The sequence below is a fragment of the Vibrio rarus genome, assembly GCF_024347075.1.
GTDB lineage: Bacteria > Pseudomonadota > Gammaproteobacteria > Enterobacterales > Vibrionaceae > Vibrio > Vibrio rarus.
Genome location: NZ_AP024900.1, coordinates 1,792,925 through 1,816,156, shown reverse-complemented (window position 1 = coordinate 1,816,156; position 23,232 = coordinate 1,792,925). Strand labels below are relative to the sequence as shown.

General features: G+C 42.6%; 18 protein-coding genes and 1 pseudogene. 10 read left to right on the top strand and 9 right to left on the bottom strand.

Annotated features, from left to right (window positions below):
- Positions 1 to 36 precede the first annotated feature (36 nt).
- Together OCU56_RS08305 and purF are read left to right on the top strand one after the other, a co-directional pair.
- Positions 37 to 534, top strand: coding sequence for a CvpA family protein (locus OCU56_RS08305; RefSeq protein WP_261872764.1), 498 nt, complete (start codon positions 37 to 39; stop codon positions 532 to 534).
- A gap of 24 nt (positions 535 to 558) precedes the next feature.
- On the top strand, positions 559 to 2,076 hold the full coding sequence (purF, locus tag OCU56_RS08300) for an amidophosphoribosyltransferase (RefSeq protein ID WP_261872763.1): 1,518 nt from the start codon (positions 559 to 561) through the stop codon (positions 2,074 to 2,076).
- Between the two features lie 277 nt (positions 2,077 to 2,353).
- Here purF and OCU56_RS08295 read toward each other — a convergent pair whose 3' ends face one another.
- Positions 2,354 to 3,229 (bottom strand): LysR family transcriptional regulator, encoded by an 876-nt coding sequence (locus OCU56_RS08295; RefSeq protein WP_261872762.1) that lies wholly within the window; start codon positions 3,227 to 3,229, stop codon positions 2,354 to 2,356.
- Between the two features lie 217 nt (positions 3,230 to 3,446).
- Between OCU56_RS08295 and OCU56_RS08290 the strand changes: the two genes are divergently transcribed.
- The 6 genes from OCU56_RS08290 (at position 3,447) to recR (ending at position 8,934) form a co-directional block, all read left to right on the top strand.
- Complete coding sequence (locus OCU56_RS08290; protein WP_261872761.1) at positions 3,447 to 4,505, top strand: response regulator; 1,059 nt, start codon at positions 3,447 to 3,449, stop codon at positions 4,503 to 4,505.
- Between the two features lie 85 nt (positions 4,506 to 4,590).
- Positions 4,591 to 4,998 carry a YbaN family protein gene (locus OCU56_RS08285; protein WP_390904830.1) on the top strand — a complete coding sequence of 136 codons (408 nt, stop codon included), beginning with the start codon at positions 4,591 to 4,593 and terminating at the stop codon, positions 4,996 to 4,998.
- Positions 4,999 to 5,278: 280 nt separating this feature from the next.
- The gene (gene apt, locus OCU56_RS08280; protein ID WP_261872760.1) at positions 5,279 to 5,824 is read left to right on the top strand and encodes an adenine phosphoribosyltransferase; all 546 of its coding nucleotides are present in this window, start codon (positions 5,279 to 5,281) and stop codon (positions 5,822 to 5,824) included.
- A gap of 26 nt (positions 5,825 to 5,850) precedes the next feature.
- On the top strand, positions 5,851 to 7,914 hold the full coding sequence (gene dnaX, locus OCU56_RS08275; RefSeq protein WP_261872759.1) for a DNA polymerase III subunit gamma/tau: 2,064 nt from the start codon (positions 5,851 to 5,853) through the stop codon (positions 7,912 to 7,914).
- 72 nt (positions 7,915 to 7,986) lie between these two features.
- Positions 7,987 to 8,316, top strand: a complete 330-nt coding sequence (locus OCU56_RS08270; protein WP_261872758.1) for a YbaB/EbfC family nucleoid-associated protein — start codon at positions 7,987 to 7,989, stop codon at positions 8,314 to 8,316.
- A gap of 18 nt (positions 8,317 to 8,334) precedes the next feature.
- Positions 8,335 to 8,934, top strand: a complete 600-nt coding sequence (recR, locus tag OCU56_RS08265) for a recombination mediator RecR (RefSeq protein ID WP_261872757.1) — start codon at positions 8,335 to 8,337, stop codon at positions 8,932 to 8,934.
- A gap of 71 nt (positions 8,935 to 9,005) precedes the next feature.
- Here the strand turns inward: recR and aqpZ are convergent, their stop codons facing one another.
- On the bottom strand, positions 9,006 to 9,689 hold the full coding sequence (aqpZ, locus tag OCU56_RS08260; protein ID WP_261872756.1) for an aquaporin Z: 684 nt from the start codon (positions 9,687 to 9,689) through the stop codon (positions 9,006 to 9,008).
- Positions 9,690 to 9,772: 83 nt separating this feature from the next.
- Positions 9,773 to 10,024, bottom strand: a complete 252-nt coding sequence (locus OCU56_RS08255; RefSeq protein ID WP_261872755.1) for a YkgJ family cysteine cluster protein — start codon at positions 10,022 to 10,024, stop codon at positions 9,773 to 9,775.
- A 174-nt stretch (positions 10,025 to 10,198) separates the two neighbouring features.
- Between OCU56_RS08255 and OCU56_RS08250 the strand changes: the two genes are divergently transcribed.
- A complete protein-coding gene (locus tag OCU56_RS08250) occupies positions 10,199 to 10,639 on the top strand; it encodes a YcgN family cysteine cluster protein (protein ID WP_315973183.1) in 441 nt (146 codons plus the stop codon).
- Positions 10,640 to 11,028: 389 nt separating this feature from the next.
- On the opposite strand, the gene OCU56_RS08245 is transcribed toward OCU56_RS08250, so the two are convergent.
- Positions 11,029 to 11,976 carry an IS30 family transposase gene (locus OCU56_RS08245; RefSeq protein ID WP_261872596.1) on the bottom strand — a complete coding sequence of 316 codons (948 nt, stop codon included), beginning with the start codon at positions 11,974 to 11,976 and terminating at the stop codon, positions 11,029 to 11,031.
- Between the two features lie 784 nt (positions 11,977 to 12,760).
- Between OCU56_RS08245 and OCU56_RS08240 the strand changes: the two are divergent.
- A pseudogene (locus tag OCU56_RS08240) lies at positions 12,761 to 13,873 on the top strand (ISAs1 family transposase).
- A gap of 136 nt (positions 13,874 to 14,009) precedes the next feature.
- On the opposite strand, the gene OCU56_RS08235 reads toward OCU56_RS08240, so the two are convergent.
- The 5 genes from OCU56_RS08235 to rlmA form a co-directional block, all read right to left on the bottom strand.
- The gene (locus OCU56_RS08235) at positions 14,010 to 14,954 is read right to left on the bottom strand and encodes a ChaN family lipoprotein (RefSeq protein WP_261872753.1); all 945 of its coding nucleotides are present in this window, start codon (positions 14,952 to 14,954) and stop codon (positions 14,010 to 14,012) included.
- A gap of 175 nt (positions 14,955 to 15,129) precedes the next feature.
- Positions 15,130 to 15,519: a hypothetical protein gene (locus tag OCU56_RS08230; protein WP_261872752.1), complete on the bottom strand. Its 390-nt coding sequence runs from the start codon at positions 15,517 to 15,519 to the stop codon at positions 15,130 to 15,132.
- 1 nt (position 15,520) lies between these two features.
- Positions 15,521 to 17,734, bottom strand: coding sequence for a S8 family serine peptidase (locus OCU56_RS08225; RefSeq protein WP_261872751.1), 2,214 nt, complete (start codon positions 17,732 to 17,734; stop codon positions 15,521 to 15,523).
- Between the two features lie 12 nt (positions 17,735 to 17,746).
- Positions 17,747 to 21,967 carry a hypothetical protein gene (locus OCU56_RS08220; RefSeq protein ID WP_261872750.1) on the bottom strand — a complete coding sequence of 1,407 codons (4,221 nt, stop codon included), beginning with the start codon at positions 21,965 to 21,967 and terminating at the stop codon, positions 17,747 to 17,749.
- A 362-nt stretch (positions 21,968 to 22,329) separates the two neighbouring features.
- Complete coding sequence (rlmA, locus tag OCU56_RS08215; RefSeq protein ID WP_261872749.1) at positions 22,330 to 23,157, bottom strand: 23S rRNA (guanine(745)-N(1))-methyltransferase; 828 nt, start codon at positions 23,155 to 23,157, stop codon at positions 22,330 to 22,332.
- Positions 23,158 to 23,232: the final 75 nt, after the last annotated feature.

The following is a 23,232-nucleotide window of genomic DNA, read 5'->3' as shown; positions in this document are numbered from 1 at the left end:
TGTTAGAATGCGCGCCAGCATGAGGAAGTAAAGCTCATGAATTGGATAGATTTTACTATTTTAGGTGTGATCGGCTTATCTGCGCTGATCAGTTTGGTTCGAGGTTTCGTAAAAGAAGCATTGTCCTTAGTGATATGGTTTGGCGCCTTTTTTATCGCTAGCCAATATTACTCAAGACTGGCTGTCTACTTTACGAATATCCAAGATGACATGATCCGAAATGGAGCGGCAGTAGCGGCTTTATTTGTAGTCACTTTGATTGTGGGTGCAGTGATAAACTACACCATAGGTCAGTTAGTGCAAAAAACCGGTTTGTCAGGTACAGACCGTGTTTTAGGTATTGTGTTTGGCACATTGCGTGGCGTATTAATCGTTGCCGCTGTGCTGTTTTTTGTGGATGCCTTCACTACCTTGTCGAGTTCTGACTGGTGGCGCCAATCACAATTGATCCCAGAGTTTAGTCGTCTGATCGCACCGTTTTTCGAACATCTTAAAGAAACGTCTAGCTTTTTATCCGGCGTGGTAAAAGCTTAACTGACCAATACTGAGGGTTTAGACATGTGTGGTATTGTTGGAATTGTAGGCACAACTCCTGTTAATCAATCGATTTATGATGCGCTTACGGTTTTGCAGCATCGTGGGCAAGATGCGGCGGGTATTGTTACCATAGATCGCAATCGTTTTCGTCTACGTAAAGCGAACGGTTTGGTTAAGGATGTGTTTGAAGTAAAACACATGCAACGCCTACAAGGCACTGTGGGTATCGGCCACGTTCGTTACCCAACCGCGGGTAGCTCAAGTGCATCAGAAGCTCAACCGTTCTACGTGAACTCTCCTTTTGGCATTACACTTGCGCACAATGGTAACCTAACCAATGCGGCTGAAGTTCGTCAAAAATTATTTGAAAAAGATCGTCGTCATGTAAATACGACTTCTGACTCTGAAGTATTGCTGAATGTACTGGCTCATAACATTGATATGACCAAAACATTCAACATCACAGCGCAAGATGTGTTTGATGCGGTAAAACGTGTACACCAAACTATTCGTGGTGCGTATGCAGTGGCTTCTATGATCATCGGTCATGGTATGGTTGCATTCAGAGACCCTAATGGTATTCGCCCTTTGTGCTTAGGTAAGCGTGAAGTAGAAGGTTCAACAGAATACATGGTGGCATCAGAATCTGTGGCACTGGATGCGGTAGGTTTCGACTTTATGCGTGATGTCGCTCCAGGTGAAGCGGTTTATGTTACTTGTGATGGTCAACTGTTCACTCAGCAATGTGCGGAAAATCCACAACTGAATCCGTGTATTTTTGAATTTGTTTATTTTGCTCGCCCTGATTCATTTATCGACAAGGTTTCTGTTTACAGTGCTCGTGTTGAAATGGGTAATAAATTGGGTGAAAAAATCAAACGTGAGTGGGGCGATCTTGATATTGACGTCGTGATCCCAATTCCTGAGACCTCGTGTGATATCGCACTACAAATTGCCCAAATTATTGATAAGCCTTACCGCCAAGGTTTTGTGAAAAACCGTTACGTTGGCCGTACCTTTATCATGCCAGGACAACAGCAACGTAAAAAGTCTGTACGCCGTAAACTCAATGCTATTCGTTCTGAATTTAAAGATAAGAACGTTTTACTAGTAGATGATTCAATTGTTCGTGGTACCACCTCTGAGCAAATTATCGAAATGGCAAGAGACTCTGGGGCGAAGAAAGTGTACATCGTTTCAGCCGCTCCTGAAGTGCGCTTCCCGAATGTTTACGGTATCGATATGCCAAGTGCTAATGAATTAATTGCACACGGCCGTGAGGCGGATGAAATCGCCACGCTTATTGGTGCTGACGGTCTTATGTACCAAAGTATTGAAGATCTCGTTGCCGCCGTTGGTGAAGGCAATCCAGATATTAAAACGTTTGAAACATCGGTGTTTAGCGGTCAATACGTTACCGGTGATGTGGATCAAAAGTATTTAGATTTCTTGGATTCAATGCGTTCAGATGATGCAAAAAATGAGCAGAACATTGCTCAGGATTTAGCAAACCTTGAATTGTATAATGAAGGGGCTTAATTAGCCTGCTCCATAATCGTCATATAAAAATAAGGCCCAGCATTTGCTGGGCCTTATTTTTTTAGCTTAATCAATGTCCATCAAATTATCCCAATCACACTAAGTAAGTGACAAGAAATAGCGCAGGAAAAACACTTGAGAACAAGGCGCAATTTTTGATAAGTAGTTGTTCTACATTCAAAAATTGCAACGCCGTTATCAAGTATTTTAACCAGTTAGAATGATCAGTTAATTACCACGGTTAATGGTATTGCTATTGATGGATAAGAGAAGTCTCTTAGTTAAAGTATTCTCTAATGTAATCAATAAACAGACGTGTTTTCTCTGGGATATGATCTTTATGGTTATACAACATAAAGATATCTCGAGGGTTGGCCGTCCATTCAGGTAATACCTGTACTAATGCGCCCGATTCAATGTGATGATTAACCATTACATCAGGGATTAATGCGATACCACCCCCAGCAGAGCAGGCGTGTCTAACCACATTTAAGTCAGAGGCTTCTAATCGACCTTTTTCTTTGTTGACCACAGATTCACCGTGCACATTGACCAATGACCAATAAGTAAGAGGTAGGCCTTTTAGTAAAGAGTGCCCTGTAAGGTCCTCTGCGTGCTGGAGAGACGATGTGTTGTTCTTAAGGTACTCAGGGCTTGTCACTAAGATATCTTTCACTTCAGTGAGCTTTTTAGCAATGAGGTTTGAATCACGTTGCGGGCCTACACGGAAGATCATATCCCACTCTGTAGGGTCAAGTTCATCAGCACGGTTGGTCATGCTCAAATCGATTTGAATGTCAGGATAAGTATCCATGAAACCTTCGATTAAAGGCATGAGCATGCGCTTGGTCAAGTTTGCTGGAGAAGAGACTCTGAGTCGTCCCGCCGCACCTCTACATTCTTCACCCAATTCAACAGCAGAGCTTGAGAGTTGTTTTAACAAAGGGCCACATTGCTCGTAAAAGCGTTGTCCTGCTTCTGTTAGGGTTAATTTGCGAGCATGCCTATTTAGCAAGCGTAAATCAATTGCATCTTCTAATGCTTGAATACGCCTAGTAATAGTAGCAACCGGGATTCGAGTAGCTCGAGATGTTGCTGTATAGCTTCCATGCTCCACGACTTGGCGGAACAAATTGAGGTCATCGAGTTTCATTGTATCTTTCATGATCTAGATATGCGCTCACAATTATGGGGGGATTAGCCCATTAGTCAGATGATTAGATGTTTATTATCAATCAGTTTTGATGGTTTGTCGTTAAAATTAATGATTTATCTTTGTTATTATTACCTCTGACATCTAATGTTATAGCAAATAACGAAGACGTAAAGAGTATAAAGTGCACCAAGGAAGTATCTTATTGGACAGACAGATGAATTGTAAACAAATATCCGATGTTTTGATATTGGATGATGACCCTGTATTTAGAAAACTTGTCACTTCGTTGCTTGAAAGCCAACATTATGAAGTGTTTGAAGCTGCAAATGGTTTAGAAGGATTGCAGCATCTTTCGCAACATGTGCCAGATTTAGTGATATGTGACATAGAAATGCCGTTATTAAATGGGATTGAATTTGTCGAAGAGGTCAGTCATCAATACCCATCCTTGCCGATGATCGTTATTTCCGGCACGGAAAAAATGTCCGTGGTGGCGAAAGCCTTAAAATTTGGTATAAAAGATTTTGTGACTAAGCCCATTATTGATCCGAGTCATTTGCTTAAAACGGTGGCCACTACATTAAAAGAAGCGAAAGATTCGGCAATAGGCGGGCGCGATTTTACCAGTCAATGGTTTCAATTAGATCATCAAGGGAAATTACCTGAAGAACAAGAGCTTCATTGGCATTTACAGTATCTTCACCAACACCCAAGTATTTCAAGGGATCTGCTACAAGCGTTAATTCCCGAGCCACAGACTAGCCAAGGGGTGTGGCACTGTCACTTTAGAGTGCTACAAAGTCTCGATATTATGCCGTTGGTTTACGATTATACATGGAGTATGAACGGGCAATTTTTATTTTATGTTTTGGATACAAACTCCCCGCAACAATACGCTGTACCCACCAGTTTATTGGTGAGAGCTCTATTTAATGATTATATTCGTCACCAAGAAGGGCAGGCATTTCATATTCAGGAACTAGTGCAAAACATTGAAAAAGGTATACGTTACGCCGATTGTGGCGAACCCATTAATGCCATTATTGGGTTGGCAGACTTCCCTAATCAAGAGTGTCATATTTTAAGTGCTGGTATTGATGGCGCTTGGTGTCATTCAGATTCTCAACAAACGTTAGTTGAGCGTGCCAGTTTAGGTGCGCAGGACACAGTGCAAGTACAGTGTTTTTCTTTACACAACCGTGGGAAAAATACGTTGCGACTAAGTGGTTTGCCTCATGCGAGCGCGCAAATTGTTATAGAAGGGCGCAGTTAATCTAAGAGACTGTTTTTTTCTATTCAGTTCGGATATTCTGCCAACTATGATGTGGTTGACTCGTTAATTATGTGGTGCTAAATCAGTGGATAATTCGGTAAACAGTTCTGTGGACACGGTTGGCGCTTCCCTTAAAAGAGTCGTTTTGTTGTGCTCGGGAGTAATATGCCTTGCATTGGGCATTGCTGGCGCTGTGTTGCCTTTGCTTCCTACTACGCCTTTTGTGTTACTGGCCAGCGCTTGTTTTATGAAAAGCTCTCCGCGACTGAATCAAAAACTACGTTCTAACGCGACATTTGGCCCCATTATTGACCATTGGCAAACGCATCGAGGCATGCATCATTCTGTCAAACGCAAAGCCTATCTGTTTATCGTGCTCAGCTTTGCTCTGTCTATTACAGTGGTGCCCCTGATGTGGGTGAAGTGCTTATTAGGGACTATGATGGTGATTTTACTGACCTGGCTCTATCGATTACCTGAGCCAACACAGTAATTAAACAGAGAAAACTTGAGGTACTCCAAAGAGTGACTTGCTCAAAATTGATAATATTACTACCATGTCATCCACTTATGTCAATTTGAAAGAGTTGTGGTCATTATTCATGCACACACTTACCTATTAATTGATATCAATCAAACCCATTCCGAAAGTCAATGACAATGAGTCCAGCTTACCTCTTTACCCTAGGTAAAGGCATTGAGCGTCTCCTGACAGCGGTAAACCACTAACGGTACTTTACGGATAGGCTCTGAACCTAACAGTAAGAATAATTATGAATATTGAAAAACAATCTTTGGTTAAAGCAAGTATTAAAAGCATTTCAGATTACCCAAAACCGGGTATTCTGTTCCGAGATGTCACTAGCTTGATGGAAGATGCCACCGCTTATAAAGCCACCATTGACATGTTCATTGAGCAATACAAAGATATGGGCTTTACTAAAATTGTCGGAACAGAAGCTCGTGGATTCTTATTTGGTGCTCCCTTAGCGTTAGAGTTAGGCGTGGGTTTTGTGCCGGTACGTAAACCGGGTAAATTACCTCGTCAAACCATCTCTCAATCCTATCAATTAGAATACGGTACGGACGTTTTAGAGATCCATACCGATGCCATTGTTGCTGGTGATAAAGTGCTAATGGTGGATGATCTACTGGCAACAGGTGGAACCATCGAAGCAACAGCGAAACTGATTCGTCAATTGGGTGGTGTGGTTGAACATGCCGCTTTTGTGATTAACCTGCCAGAGCTTGGCGGTGATAAACGTATTCAAAAAATGGACATCGAAGTGTTCAGTCTTTGTGAGTTTGATGGGCATTAATCTGCTGTCTTCTATCAGGATTATTAATGAGTTATTTAGCATTAGCGCGTAAGTGGCGTCCTAAACGATTTAAAGAAGTCGTTGGGCAAGAGCATGTTTTAACCGCATTAGAAAATGCCCTTGATCAAAACCGATTGCATCATGCCTACCTATTCAGTGGCACTCGAGGTGTGGGTAAAACGACCATTGGTCGCTTACTGGCAAAGGGATTGAACTGTGAAACAGGCATTACGTCTACCCCTTGTGGAGAATGCCAGAGCTGCGTTGAAATAGATCAAGGTCGCTTTGTTGATCTATTAGAAATCGATGCCGCTTCTCGTACTAAAGTTGAGGATACTCGGGATCTTTTAGATAACGTTCAATACAAGCCTGCTAGAGGGCGATTCAAGGTTTATTTAATCGATGAAGTGCATATGCTGTCAAAACACAGCTTTAATGCCTTGTTGAAAACCTTAGAAGAACCCCCAGAATACGTGAAGTTTTTGCTGGCCACTACCGATCCACAAAAGTTACCCGTCACTATCTTGTCACGTTGTCTGCAATTTCATCTAAAACCGATTAATGTTGATGCCATACATCAACAGCTTGACCATGTTTTAGAGCAGGAGCAGATTAACCGAGAAGAACGAGCTCTAGGCATGTTGGCCCATGCGGCAGACGGCAGTATGCGTGACGCATTAAGCTTGGCGGATCAAGCCATTGCCCTTGGTAATGGTTCTGTGTTGACCGAGCAAGTAGCAAGCATGCTCGGCACATTAGATAGCGAACAAGCCCTGTATTTGATCGATGCCATGGTCAATAGACAAGCCTCTGCCACTTTAGCCGCCTTGCACCAGTTAGCCACAAATGGGGTTGATTGGGACGGTTTATTGCAAGAGTTGGCCATGCAACTGCATCGCATTGCCATGTTCCAAGCGCTTCCAGAAACACTGGACCCTGCTCATCAAGATAAAGAAAGAATCGAACATCTTGCGGCTGTTATTGCGCCTCAAGAAGTGCAACTGTACTATCAAATTGCTCTCAAAGGTCGCAACGAATTACCTTTAGCTCCCACAGAGCGTGCCGGGGCAGAAATGACCTTGCTACGTATGTTGGCTTTTACTCCGCAAAAATTAGCATCCGCTAATCGTATTTCTACCCAAAGCGAGCCTGTGAGTAACGCACCGCAGTCGTTGCCGGTAGTGGACGCCACGCCAGTAATAGATAAGCCATCGCCGGTACAACAGGTGAAAAAGGTATTGCAACAGCCCGCAGTGAGTGCGCCTATAGGCAATACTGAACCGTCGCAACCGGTGGCAGAGCATACCGCTTCGCTATCTTCTCAGCCCGAAACTCACACGGCACCTAATCAGGAGCCAGTGCAAGCCAACAAGGCAAGTCATAATCCTTTGGTGGGTTTACGTCATCAACTGCGTTCTAAGCGCCAAAATAAATCAACGCAGCAGGATGACAGCGCAAAAAAGGGTGATGCAACACCGACACGTCATAAAAAAGAGAGTGTTTTACAGCGTGTGACTCAACAGCACCCGCCAAAAGCGCCTTCAAAGTCAGTGTTGCAGCAAGAAGCAGATACTCGTAATCAGCCTTATCAGTGGCAGGCTTCCGCAAAAGAAACGGTGCAACAAAAACCGGCAACGGTGACGCCTGCATTATTGAAAAAAGCATTACAGCATGAGAAAACCCCTGAAATGCAGGCTAAGTTACTTCAAGAGTCGGTAGCGGTTGATAATTGGAGTGCGGTGATTAATACCTTGCAAGTGGGCAAGCTTGTGCAACAACTGGCGCTAAACTCTCACTATGAAGAAGATGAAACCAGTATCACTTTGCATTTAAGGGCAAGCCAAAAACACTTAAACAGTGAAAAGTCTCGGGATGAACTGATACAGGCGATGTCCGCTTCAATGGAGCAACAGCGTTCAATTAATATTCAGGTGAGTGAGAAAGGTCAAACACCTCTGGAATTGCGTGAAAGCTTGTATCAAAGTAAGTTACACAATGCGTTCCACAGTTTAGAAAACGATGCGCATATTCAATTTATTGAGGCTCGCTTTTCAGCGGAGCTCGATAAAGAAAGTGTTCGTCCTATTTAGGGTTGAAATGGGTCAGATCGAGCCCCATTTACAGTTATAGTACACAATACCGATATCATAGAGAGATGCAAAATGTTTGGAAAAGGCGGTATGGGCAACTTAATGAAGCAAGCCCAGCAAATGCAAGATCGTATGGCTAAAGTTCAAGAAGAAATCGCACAAATGGAAGTGACCGGTGAATCCGGTGCGGGCCTTGTGAAAGTGACTATCACTGGTAGCCACAATGTGCGTCGCGTTGACATCGACGAAAGCTTGATGGAAGACGACAAAGAAATGCTTGAAGATCTGATTGCAGCAGCATTTAACGATGCCGCACGTCGTGTTGAAGAAGCGCAAAAAGAAAAAATGGCATCAGTGACTGGCGGTATGCAATTACCACCAGGCATGAAAATGCCTTTCTAAGACGCAGAACTTAATTTAATGCGTACCAGTAATATGCTGGAGCAATTGATGGAGGCCTTACGATGTCTACCTGGGGTTGGCCCCAAATCGGCACAACGTATGGCCTTTCATTTATTGCAACGAAACCGAAGTGGTGGGGTGAAACTCGCGGATGCTCTCAGTCAGGCAATGACGGAAGTAGGGCACTGTAGCGAATGCAGAACCTTTACCGAAAACGACATTTGTAATATATGCAGCAACCCAAAAAGACAGCAAACCGGACAAATTTGTGTGGTTGAAAGTCCAGCTGATATTGCCGCGGTAGAGGCGACAGGTCAGTATTCAGGGCGCTACTTTGTATTGATGGGACACTTATCTCCCCTTGATGGCATTGGCCCTAGCGACATTGGCTTGGATAAATTGGACTTTACCCTCCAAGAAGGCGGTATTAGCGAAGTGATACTGGCGACCAACCCAACCGTCGAAGGGGAAGCCACCGCACAGTATATTGCAGAGCTATGTCATATCCACCAAGTGAGCGCCTCTCGAATCGCTCATGGAGTGCCTGTGGGCGGTGAGTTAGAGTTAGTGGATGGCACAACCCTCTCTCACTCTTTATTAGGGCGACATAAGCTGTAATACCAAACCAATAAAAAGGCCGTTTAGTGTTTGACTAAACGGCCTTTTTTATCTCTATGCGACTTAAATAATTATTCTTTCTCAGCTACAGCTTTATACACAATTGCACCAATAATACCGCCGATAATAGGGGCAACCCAGAATAGCCATAATTGGCTCAGTGCGTAATCACCCACATACACTGCAACCGCCGTACTACGAGCAGGGTTAACAGAAGTGTTGGTTACCGGAATACTGATAAGGTGGATTAGGGTTAAGCAAAGGCCGATGGCAAGTGGTGCAAAACCTGCTGGAGCGCGTTTATCGGTTGCGCCCATAATCACAAACAAGAATACCGCAGTTAGGGTGATTTCAGTCACTAGCGCCGCTAGCATGCTGTAACCGTGCGGAGAGTGCTCTCCATAACCATTAGTTGCGAAGCCACCAATATCCGCGCCCGCTTTACCAGTGGCAATGATGTATAAAACGCCACCCGCTATGATGCCACCAATTACTTGGGCAACAATGTAAGGGATAACCTCTTTAGCTTCATGACGACCGCCTGCCCATAGCCCAATTGTAACTGCGGGGTTTAGGTGACAACCTGAGATATGACCAATAGCAAACGCCATAGTCACCACTGTTAAACCGAATGCAAGAGCGACACCTAGGTATCCAATACCTAAATCCGGAATGCCAGCCGCTAACACAGCACTACCACAACCGCCTAGCACTAACCAAAATGTGCCAATTAGCTCAGCCATGTATTTATTCATAAAACGTCCTTTGAATCTGATTGAGTTCTGAACTAAAAATATACGCTATTTGCCATATAGGCAAAGTTTCCGTGAATATTTATTCAGGCGGTAATGTATTCAAGTTCTGTAAGGATCTCAATAGCTTGTTTGGAGTCTTCACCGCAAACCCATTTTGCAGCTTTGAAATCATGGCAAACATCAGGACGTTCTTTTTTGCCAAATAGCTTGCATAGATTGTCATCGGTGAGTTGCTTACAACGTTCACCTGCTTTTTTCCCATGTGGGTGTAGCGGGAAACCACTAGAGATACTGGGTGCAATACAGCACGCCCCGCAATACAGTCGACATTCCATACCGTTGTTCTCAATAATTTAAAGGGAGGATTATCGCCATATTTACTAGGATTGAAAGATGTTTTACTCAAACAGTGAAAACTATACTTGTAAGTCCTTGATTGTCGTTTGTGCTTGTATTTTAGGCGTCAAATAGGTATAAAACGCCTCCAAGTTCACGACGGTAAATAAATGATGACTTCTCCATTTTGGCAAACAAAAACCCTAGAACAAATGAGCGAACAAGAATGGGAAGCGCTTTGTGATGGCTGTGGTAAGTGTTGCCTACATAAATTGATGGATGAAGACAGTGACGTAGTTTACTACACCAACGTTGCTTGCAGTTTGTTAAACAGTAAGACATGCCGCTGTAATGACTATGAGCACCGCTTTGATTCCGGCGAATCTTGTTTAAAACTGACTCGTGATAAAATTGATGAGTTTAACTGGTTACCAGAGACTTGTGCCTACCGCTTATTATCGGAAGGTCATCCTCTCCCTTCTTGGCACCCGCTAATACACGGTTCAAAATCGGCCATGCATGCTGCCGGGGAAAGCGTACGCAATAAAATAGTGTATGAAATCGATGTGATTAATTGGGAAGACCACATTCAAAATTTACCCGAACCTAACTAGGTTGTTGCTTGATTAGATGACTAAATAGAGTAAAAATCAGCTTAATCATGACGTTTCATATTTGTTCACGCAGTTGAATTGATGAATGGGGCGTCAAATAGTTCTCTCCCCCTTAAGATACTTTTCTAGATTATGATTCAATCTCATTTAACTTTTAGAGCTTATAAAGTGAGTTACAGAGAGCTGACTTTATAAAACAATATGAGCACGTCTGCATAATATAGATTACATAATCAACACATGAATTAAATAATATACAACCAATCATTTATGTGCGATTTCAATAGCATTGAAATCTGGTTATCACCTCAAATTTGCAAAGATACATTCCAAATGCCAATTACATGCTTATGCCCGAATTCAACTCCGAAGTGCGACATTCTTAATATTCAAGTAGCCTCCATCATTTCTCTAAAAATGACAGCAGGTTGCTTGAACCCTAAACACTTTTTTGGACGATAATTAATTCGTTGTTGCGCCCTTTCAATATCATCATCACTAACCGTTCTTAGATCTGTTCCTTTCTTTACGTACTGTCTCAACAGGCCGTTAGCATTTTCATTCGCTCCTCGTTCACAAGAGCTGTAAGGGTGTGCGAAGTACACGTCGGTTTCTAATGCCCGTGCTATTTCTTCATGACCTGCAAACTCACGACCATTATCTGCGGTAATAGTATGAACGAACGCTTTATAAGGCATCAGCATTGCTATGGTTGCGTTAGTCACGTCTTTTGCTGACTTAGAGGGCACTTTCTGTGTCAGATAAAAACGCGTTTGACGCTCTAAGAGAGTGACAATTGCCCCCGTTCCATGCTTGCCTAAGACCGTATCAATTTCCCAGTCACCAAAGCGTTCACGACTATCAACAATGTCAGGCCTTTCATCTATTGAAACTGCGTTTTTGATTGCAGGTGCTTTCTCTGTCTTGCCCCGTCGATACCGCTTATGGCCTTGGCGCAAGTGCTTAAATAGCTTTCCACCTTGTCGCTTATTACGAGCGACGAATCGGTAAATCCACTCATGGCTCACTTTAGCCCCTGCGCGGGTTAAGACATTAGATATTTGCTCTGGACTCCAATCGATAGACAACAGAACCTCAATAAAATCTATACGCGATTGAGGTACTTGATACTTACGGGCTTGCCGTCGTTTTTCTATTGATTGATGATGTGCTTTGTCTGGCCGATATTGTTCTTTCTTGCTACATCGTTTCAGCTCTCGATAAACGGTTGAGCGATGGCATTTAACTGTCTTAGCAATTTCAGATATTGAAATTCCCCGTTCCAAAAGGGCAGAAATTTGATATCTTCTTCCCTCGGTCAACTGCTGATAATTCATAGTAGTTCTGCTTGTTTCTTTGGCGAGAAGAGCGTACCACTTTCGGCAGTTGGCTTCCTCTTCTATGCCTTTCCATGAATGTCGCAGTTATTATCTGAAATCGGGAGAAAGCATTCCAAGTTGATCGTATTGCCATGTGATATTTTATTGAGATATTGGTTAAGTTTCATTTTAGTGTGTCCAAATTTAATTGATACATAACGTTAAATATTCCAAGGAAATTATATGAAATATGTTAATCAACTTATTTATAATTTATATTCATCTTGTCGAATAGCTTATTCATTCATTTACTATAACGCCAATAGAACCTAGTGGTTAGTGACAGACTTAAACTTGGGTGCTATTATCGGTACCTGTTCTTATTGATGGGGATTTAATATAAAATGTTAGATATAACAAAACTATTCACTAACCTCCTTAGGATTGGCATAGTAACTCTAATTCTTTCTCTTCTTATGTGGAATTTTAATTATGGGGGGACTGATTCTAATCCTTTTATTACTTTTCCTGAATGTTTACTGAATAATGATGGTTGGTTTTGCGAATTTGAGTCTATCCCCGTTTTATTCTGGATAGGAATCACGCTGACTGGAATATCTGGTGTATGTAAGTTATCTATAAAGGAGCCAGAATCAGAGCAACAATAACCTTTGAAAGGTCATCTTCACACCTTTAAGCAGGGTAAGATCGCAAACGTTTTTTAATCACTTGAAGCGATCAATTTGACGATCACATTTAGCTGTGATCTTATACTCTCTTTTTAACGAGAGACCCAATGAACATGCATATTGACGAATTAAAAGAACACTTTCACGCAGTCACTGACAAACGCCAAAGTGCAAAGGTTACGTATTGCCTATTTGAGGTACTGTTTGGTTCTCTGTGTGCCATAATTGGTGGGGCTAAAGGTTGGTTTGATATTCGTGAATATGTTCTTGGACATCATGACTGGTTTAAACGTAATGATATGCTTATCAATGGGATCCTTGCTGATGACACCATCGCCCGCATAATTTCTAAGATCGAGCCATTCCATGAATGCTTTATTAACTAGATGGCGGCAGTCCATACTCTTACTGATGGACAAGTGGTTGCCATTGACGGCAAAACCCTTCGAGGTTCGTACAACCGTGATGATAGATCAAGCACAATACATATGATCAGTGCTTATTCATCTTCAAATAACCTAGTATTTGGTCAACTTAAAACTGAGCAGAAAAGTAACGAAATTACAGCGATCCCTGAACTTATCAGGCTCCTTGATATTAAAGGGGCTTTAGTTACCATCGATGCAATGGCATGCCAAACTGAGATTGCTAAGACCATTATTCAGCAAGGCGGTGATTACTTACTTGCGGTTAAAAGCAATCAAAGCACCCTTAGAAAAGCAGTTGAAACGGCCTTTCAGAGCAACGTTATAGTTCACCTGAGAGCATTGAACTAGAGAGAAATTATGGTCGAGTTGAATCAAGAAAATGCTATGTACTTGATAGTACGCGACTTAACGGAAACTTTACTCGCTGGAAAACCTTAAATCGATAGTGATGATCGAGAGCTTTCGATATGAAAAAAGTAAATCAGTAGGCCTTGAATATCGATATTACATCAGTTCAAAGAAATTAAGTGCAGAGCAAGCCGCTTCGGCTGTGCGGGACACTGGGGTATTGAATCTATGCACTGGGTGCTCGATGTCACGATGAAAGAAGATGAATGCCAAATATACAAAGAGCACGGCGCTGAAAACTTATCGTGCCTGAGACATATCAGTTTAAACATGTTGCGCTCAGAGCCAACAAAGCTAAGTATCGTTGGAAAACAGAAGCGCTGTATGATGAATACATCAATGTTAGAGGCAGTCCTTAATGCTGGATTTAGATCGCTGACTAAAAACTAGGCACTCATGCGGTTGCCCTGCCTACCCCTGTCATAATAAAAATATAAATCATTTAATCTCTTTAGTTTGAGGTTAAATGATTTTTTGATCTTAAATGTAAATAATGACGAGTGAAATTGTGTTTATGAACACTTGATTAATTACAGTGAATATCATGGGCTGAGTAAGAGGGGTGAGATCCATAAGAGCCATTGTTATTGACCACTTGTGGCGGAAGCGACCTGACGAGTAAGGTGTATTCAGGGTAGGGGGATGTGCCATGTACCTGAAAGTCTTTAGTGACAGGAGTGATTAATACTATCTTGAGCTTAGGCGCGCGTTTGTGCAGTGAATGCGCAATCCCCATACCGTTTGCTACGTGATATTTACCAGCAACATGCATGACTTGATGAGAAGGGTGCTGTTGAATGTGCATGGCGATACTTTCGGCCATCGTTTCATCCCAGGCTATCTGTGCGGCATACATATGTTCGACTCTGTTTTTATCCATGCCTTGCATTGTTTCCATAAATTGCTTTTTGTATGGCCTGTCAGAGGTGTCTAAGTGGGTAGCAACATGCTGTTGTTGTGTGTTATCCAGTGTTTTGAGGTAGTCAACGCCGACTTTACTAATGCAGCGTACAATATCTCGTGATGCATTGGCGGCAATGACGGGCATGGTTGCCGATTTAGCTTGTTCTACGAGGGAGCGGTAATCGCTGGTATAGTTAGGCCATGCATTGCTATGAGCAATAAAGGCAAGTTCCCCTATTTTCCCTTCGAGGTAACGATTGATTGTCGGCTGGGCTGGACGACTAAACTGTTCCATGGATAAAGTCACACGGCTATTGGCATTCAATAATGCTTGATAAAAATCCGACTGAAAACGATGTATGGCTGAGTGGCTATGCCATTCTCCCACTAAAATAACATCGGCACTTAGCAGTTCATCTGAAAGAGCGTTTAAAGGCGTGTATTGGCTACTAGGAGAGTATAACTGGTAATCATAAAAGGTGTTGATAGGAAGGGGAGCTTCGATGGCGACTGTGGGCATCGACAGTAGACCAATCATTACAGGTAAAGGGGTGTTAAAGTAAGGCATGGATTCTCTCCTAAACGCTATCCATAAGGGGAAAGCCACCTAATAAAAAGCGCAGATGCAACATGGTGCGACATCTCATGCCTAGTTAGGTTGACTAAGCCTACTTTTTTATAAGCTTAGTCATTGAGTTTAGTTCGAGAGAATCCGTTTGACAGTTTTTAACTTAAAGTGCTGGCTATTGAGCGGTGAGTTGCGATGTTGGCGCTATACCTGCTTGCGTCACACCGTCAATAGAACTCAGTGCATTACAAAGCCCCAGTAAGTCACTAATACCACCATTGACCACCACTAACTGGTTATCCGCATCTTTTTCTACCGAAAATACCAGTTGTCCACCCAGTTTTGAAACGGAATTTAACAATTCGCTTAGTGCTGGTTTTTTTACAGTAACAATAATCTCACCACTGGCTGTATAGGGTGTGCTAGTTGGTGAGGTTCGGATAATATCGCCACTGTATATGTGCTTTGATGTGACAAAACCTTGATCTGTTTTTATCTGATAGGCAGCCTGAGCAGACCCAGAAAAAAGCACAGCCAATGCTAGAACTTTAAATATTGATTTCATTTTATGCTCCTTTATGACCATTGATTTGAATAGACCAATCATGCACAACACCTAGCTTGCTATTATTGTCAGCTTTTATCAGATCTGGATTAAGATCGACGCCGGTCTTGCCCATTTTTTGAGAGTAGGTACCGTCATTAGCATCAAAGACTCTAAGCGTCCATTCACCTTGCATAGGTTCTCCCCAGAAGGTATTGATATTAAAGGTATAACTTAGCGGTAAGCTACTGTTTTGTTTTGGAATGCCGTTATACGGGTTTAATGCGATAGCATGAGTACCTTTCGGTGAGATCAACTCAACTTGCACATCATTGAGTCTTTCATGTTCAATATTGACGTATAAGGAAACGGTTTCAACCACGGCAGAATCAGAGACAGTAATTTGCTCTTTTAGACCTTTTGCACTGGCATCAGGAATGGTTTTATCCATATCTTTTGAACGTACTTTTGCAAACTCAACGAGAGAACCTAAAGTTTTAGGGGAGTAAGTTTTAGCCATTGCAATGGCTTTATCGATATCCACCAGACCAAAGCCGTATTTATTGTTGAAATGCAAACCGGCAGCGTTAGTCACCCAGCCCAATTGTGCGGTTAATTCACCATCTTTAAGAGGAAGAGTCACCGCTTTACTTTGTGGATCGACTTTCTTAGCGGTGTGCGCAAGGATATTGCGAATATCACGCCATGAAAGATCTGGGTTTACGGATAATATATCGGCAACAGCCCCTGCCACAACGGGCGTAGCAGCAGAAGTACCATCCATTTCTGCATTGTAATCACAGTTCTGATTCTCTGCGTATAGCCCTTGGTTAAAGCTATCTACAAAGGTATCTCGGGTGGTGAAATTAGCAAAGCCGATGCTTTCATTACAACCTTGAACATCCGTCGTGATGATGCGAGGGTAGGGTCTTTCACCACCAAGGCCAGCAATAAATACGTTTGCACCAGAGCCTGAATAACTGGCTTGTTTACCTTGGGCGGTGACTGAACTGACGACAGTGACATAAGGTGAGTTTTTGTAAAAGCTCAGCATCCCCCCAATGAAAGGCAGGCCATGGTTGATGACATTAGGTGCCAACTGAGGGTCAAATGTAGTGAAATCAGTCAGTTTACTATCACTAGGTTGGTAGTATCCCGGTTGTGCCGATCCAGAGTGTAACTCGAAACCTTGTTCATTATTTGCCGATGATTTTAGGTAAATAATCCCTTTATCTTTAAAACCATGACGAGCCCCCTCACGAGCAATACTCAGGAAAGCTTTCTCATTTAAACAGTACCAGTCAGTATCATTAGTACATAAAGCCGTAGTACCCCAACTTTCGTTATAGACACGGGCAAGGTTATCAAGCCCTTTTTTCAGATCGTCGGTGCTGTTCAGATTATTAGTGGCAGAAGCGGTGGTATTGGAAAAGCCATGGCTTCGGGCAAAATTTAATGCATTCTGTGGTGAGTCCAGAAAATTAAAGCTGATGATTTTTGCCTCAGGAGCAACCCCTCGACCACCTATATTATTCCAACCTTTTTCAGCAATAATGCCAGCCACGGCAGTGCCATGCCCGTTCAATACAGGCATAGAAGTTTGAGAGGCTGCAGGCACAGGGCTACCTAGATTGAGGGAACCTTTACCAACGTTTAGGTCAGGGTGGGTAATATCCGCACCATAATCCACCACGCCAACGGTCACACCTTGTCCAAGATAGCTGGAAGCTAAGGCGTTTTTCATATTGATGTCGGTCTCGCCATCGGCAGGAATATCCATATCGGTATAAGCCGTTTGCGCGACATTATGCAGGTGCCACTGTTGCGCATACATTGGGTCATCATTAATCTGTACAGTGACAGTTTTGTTAACACCATCCTCACTATATACAAAAGAGTCTGTAGATTTCGTTTCCCCATCAGCGGTTTGCGGAATATAGAGAAATGAATTGCCCTCTTGTCGAAGGGCACCATTTTTGATGCCAGAGATATCCACCAAGGATAGCTGATGTCCTTGCTGCTCAAAACGCACTAAACGGCCCGCATCGGTATAAAGTGTGTTATTGGTGCGAGTGGTTAAACTTTGTGTTTGATACTCAGCATTGCTTGGCACAGCAGCAAATAATTGCTGAGTATGCGCACTTTCTTTTACTTCATGAGTGGTGGACTCACCACCACCACAACCGTTTAACAGCCCAAGCCCAAGAAAGCATACAAAGTAGGTATTCTTATTCATTATAATATTCCTTTAATCAAGCTCAGGTAGAAGATCAAACAGCACATGTTTATCACGTTTGATTTGCAACTCAAGGTTTTCCATTTTCATTGCTCGTTGTTGAGCCTGGGTAAGAGTGTTCCCAGCTGTTTGAGGCGGAACATTTTGCGGTACTGAGTTGCCCGCACTTGCTGGTTGAGGCGGAACATTTTGTTGCACTGAGTTACCCGAACCTGTTGGTAGAGGCGGAACGTTTTGCTTAACAGGGCTGTTCGCATTGGGTAGTTGCGGCGTATTTTGTTGCGTTGGCGCATTGTTATTTACCGCAGCTTGTGAAGCGGCTGCGAGTGACTTATTGATCAGAAATAGCTGAACAACGGAGTCCTGAATACGGTTTCGCAGTTTTGTTGCGAGAATATTTTGTGGGCCAATATAGACACTTTTACCCGTATCTGGATCGTACACTTCTGAGGTGCGCCATTCCGTTAGCATCGCGTACTGCTGAGTGGCTTCATCATATGTGTACAGTGGCTTGCCTTGATATAGACCATCATCTTTATGCACTGACACATATTCGCGCCATGCACTGCTATGACCATAGCCACCTTGCACACCATCATCAGTGGCCAATACAACCTGTTTTAGAAGTGCTTTAAGGTAATTGATGCGTAATGTCATCCCTTCTTCTGAAGCGTCAGAAAAGGCTAGGCCGAAATGCTTGTACAAATGTTGGTTTGAATCTGATTTGATGACAGGTTCAATATATTTATTCGCAGGATCATTGCCATAATTATTGAGGATGTTATATCGCATGTAATTGGCTAGATACGATCCAAGCGAGAATGAAGCATTGTCAGCTAGGAAATACGGTGCTTCATTTTGTGCTTTAGAACCAGAGAGATCCCCTTCATCGGTAATGTCACTGTGCTGCATAATGCTTTGCAGGCAGTTATTTTGCAGTCTAGGTACGTCAATAGGGTAGGTTAACGGGCTGTTAACCGTACTGAGATGGTAAGCCGAGTAATCGGTATGCATTACCGAGTTACACAAAAAGACTTCTAAAGCACGCCCCATTTTATGGTCATAATCCACCATTGAATAATTAGAGAAGTGATCCATAGGGTCTAAATCTGATGAACGTAATAAGTCTCTCATTAGCTCAAGTTTCATCGGCCAAGCAGGAGCGAATTTTTTATACAAATTGCCATTTTGAGGCTGAATGTCACTTGGGAAGTTAAGACCATTTAACGGTGTTACTACCGACGAGTTGCCAGATGGTACGACATTGACTGCAAGCGTACCTTCATCGGCAGAAATGCCTTTATCTTGTAGTAATTGCATCACCGTTGGATTATTTAATACCAGTACTTTGAACAATAGCGACTGATGCTGCTCATCCATGAAGTTAGTATATAAACTATTGAAACTAGTGAATTTAGATTTCCCTTGATTGTACGGGATATGCAATTGAGTCGCCGCTTTATAGATGTCATTTAAATTCACATCGGTGACTAAAAGAGGGGTGCTGCTTGTAGACACTCCTGGTACAGGTCGTTGCGAAATCGTCACTCGTGCATCGATATCATTAATATCCATGATTGAAAGGGATCGCAGTAATGTGGCGTCTAAACTTGCTCGTAGTGGTACGCACTGCTCTAACCCTTGCGCGGAATACTGAGGGTTATAAGGACAGTTAGTATCGCTTAGATAGTCGTCTGCATCATAAATACCGGCTGCATTGGCGGCGCGGGCAATGTTATGACGGATCTTTATTAGGGAGCTGGTCGCCGTATAGTAATCGCCGGTATCGAAGAGCTTACCTAACGCAGAAAGATCGGATAATCCGTTTCCACCAACACTGTTGTACATGAATGGGATGAACACACCATCCACTAATCCCCAACCAATATTTTTTAGTGCGGTAGGCGCATTGGATTGCGTCAATGCCATATCACTCTTATTGCAATAAAAATCTGTTTCTATGTCAGAGTCACTACAGAATTGATAACGGACAGACTCCATGTTGTACATCTGCTCGGAATCAGAAATAGCACCACCACCCAGTGACGGGTTAGTGACCATTTCTTTTTTCCATGCACTCAAAATACTGGTGTCGTGTGGTTTAACGCTCTGCCAGCGAGCGTTCACATCAAATACATCGTTATTCGAAGTATCTGGTTGTATTTCTCGAGCATAGCCAAAACGCAGTGCGGCTAAATCGTAGGCACCATAAATACGATTGTAGAAAGACGAATCCTGCATGTATTCCATAACCGAGCTGTAATGGGTGATGATCTGCATCGATTTTTCGCCGGATACACCCAGTGCTTTATCAATTTTAGGCTGCACTGAGGCATAAAATGGTGACTTCTTGGTAAAGTGATGGGCAAAGTCAACACTAGAGCGGAAGTTATGGCGTAAACCAAAAGAGTGCCCTAGTTCATGAGTTAAAATACCAGAATAAAAGCCGTTCCCTGTAATCTCTTGAATTAAGCTCTTGTTTTCATCAGAAAGCTCAGCATAAGGAAGCATGTCTGAGTGTCTAGGTTCACCTGTCCATAATTCTGGATTGTCCCATACAGAGGACGTTGGGCCATAAATTGGCGCAAGGTTATCAGTCCAGAAGGTTTGTATATCCTTAGGAATGATCTGTTTTTTTTCTGTCGCTAGTTGAGGCGGTAATTGCGGTACTAATTGTTTTACGTTAGACGTCGCCGCATCTACACCTGCACCTGTCGCCTGAGTTGCCGACAATTGGCTTGAGCCAGAGTTAAACATTTCTAAGCCGTGCAGAGCATTATAAAACTTAGTTGATGTTGCCAAATTACTGCGTTGTGTCTCAGTTAAAGAGTCTTGATCGCTAGAGGAATGATAGCTTGCATTGGTTGATGTGGCCGTCATTGAATTGGCTGGATGGTCGGTCACTTTGCCGCTAGTGAGTTCTTGGCTCAACTGGCTGGCGTCAAGACGGCCATCTAAGAATTTAAAGGTGTCGCTTATTACTTTATAGCGCGATTGCACACCAGTAGAACGGAACATTGGTAGATTCATTACGATACGTGAGCTGACAATTTCACCCGTTTGTGTATCGGTAATGGATTCTGTTGCGCCACTGTAGTTGTAGTTATCAGCAAAATTATCAAGTGTGATGAAGCTATATCGTAGATCACCAAATCTTTTATCACCTTGTTTTTTCAAGATGATTTTTGGTACGCCTGTTTTTGCCTCTGCCAGTTCGATATTGATGGCAGTAATGGTTTTTTTAGCGGAATCTAAATAAGGTTTATTTTCAGGCAAATAGTAGTTGTTACTTAAATAATAGGTAATATCTTCTCGTTTTGGATTCCAACGATAGAGATAGTCATGGTAGCGATGACCGTTTTGTAATTGACTGCGACTGCGCACAGAAATGAAGCTAAGATTATCGATTTCACTGTCAAAGAAGCCAAAGCGAGCAAAATCCTCATGGCTATAAGGCACAGGGGTATACTCTTTAGCATCTAAGTTAGACTTAGCCACAATAGAGTAGAATTCATGGGTTGAGAAGCCATTGGCCGCATTACCTGTGCCAGATTCAGAGCCTGCGATATTTCGGTAGAACACTTGGCAGGCGTTGCTGTCGCTTAATGTGTATCTTTTTGCCAATTCAAAGTTGATGATGCCATTTTTTAAATCGATTTCTGTGCCATTCCAGTCACCATCTTTAACTAAAGTAGCGCCACCTTGTTGTTGCATACAGGTATCGAATAGAGCGCTGGTGCCCTGTTTTTCTTTAGTGAATTGTTGGATGTTAGCAAAATCAGGGATGAAGTAATGTTTGTCATACCATTGCACATCGGCGTCTGAATTCACGACCTCTTTGTTCACACATTTATCATAGCTGTCTTCTTGACATTTATAGTCGATGTAACTGCCGGGAATGAATAGAACTAATGGCCAATTTTTCACATCCTGTGTATTGGCTGCCGTGTATAAATCACGTGGCATTTCACGTAACTCAATACCGTCTTTAACTAAATTGATCCCAACAGAAGCATGGCGTCTAATGTCGTAAGCAAGTGAGTTATTAAGATAGGAGGGGAGCTGAGAAATAGTGTGGCTGTAAATGAATTTAGTCTTACTTAGATTATTTATATCAAAAGTCGCCACCTGGTTGGTGTCTTTGGCTACTTCGTCATATTTCTCATCTTTTGGCCCACACCCTGTCATCATCAGAGTGCTTAATAAAACGAGGGTAAATCCTTTGCTATACATATTACTCCATCTCATATTCATATATTTACGACTGCCATGTGAAAGTGTAACTAATTGTAACTAGTCTTTATGGCGGTAAACTATATAACTTCCCTGTTGAGTGGGTCAAATGTGTGAGCAATGGCGCCCTTGTAAGGAAGAGCAATTTCTACATGTGTGACTGGCAAGCAACAGAGAAGTGAAGCAATATAGTAGATAAAGTGCATAATAATGACGCTAAATTTCGTTTTATCGGCAAGTTACATGCGTTAGTGACTATCTTTTTTGCAAAGAAAGTTTGATGGTATTGATGTTGTGAATTGTTTGGGGATGCCAAAAATAAGCGGGAATTGGCAGGTTGAGCCTGCCATAGAACGATTTTGTTAAATAACTTGGTAAACTTGTAAATTAAATTCAGCTTCACAGGAGAAGTGACGGGCTTGCTGTAATTCCTGCTGAAATTCTGCCGATGCTTTCCAGGCAAAAGGCGTCATTTGTAATAGGTCGAAAGCGAGGCCATTTTCCAGATCCATAGGATAGTTCAGTTTGGTTTGATGGCTTAATTTTAGCCCTGCAAACTGTTCTGCGGACTCTTCATGAAGACGCACTTCTTGGTATAAGCGCTCTCTTAATTGAAATAAATGTCGCGCCCCTGGCGTTACTGTGATTAACACCCCGCCAGGCTTTAAGCTGCGGAGTAACTCTTGCGGTTTGCAAGGCGCGTACACTTTAATGATGGCATCTAAGCTGTGGTCGGCAAAAGGTAACTTATAATTTGAAGCGACGCTAAAATGCGCATGATGATCTAAATGGCTTTTATTATAGCGTTTGGCCGCGTAACGAACGGCAACTTTAGAAATATCTAAACCGTAAACCTCGGCACTAGGGAGTGCTTCGGCCATGGCGGCAGTGTAATAACCTTCACCACACCCCATATCTAATACCGTTGGCTTAACACGATCCGCTAAGCTCTTCGTTACGGTGGCCACTAACTGCTGTTGCAGTTTTTGATAATGGCCTGACTCTAGAAATAGTCGACGCGATTGCATCATCTCTTTACTGTCACCGGGATTTTTCGAATGTTTGTGGTGAGCAGGCAGCAGATTGACGTAGCCTTCTTTGGCCATATCAAACATGTGATTGTTCGGACATTTAAATGTACGGGATTCAAGGGATAGCGGCTCAGAGCAAAGAGGACAAGCGTAGATCATAATAATTGCTATAGAAAAATGTTATGCAGATAGTAGTCGCTATCGTAGATAGAGACAATGATAAAAGTGACTCTA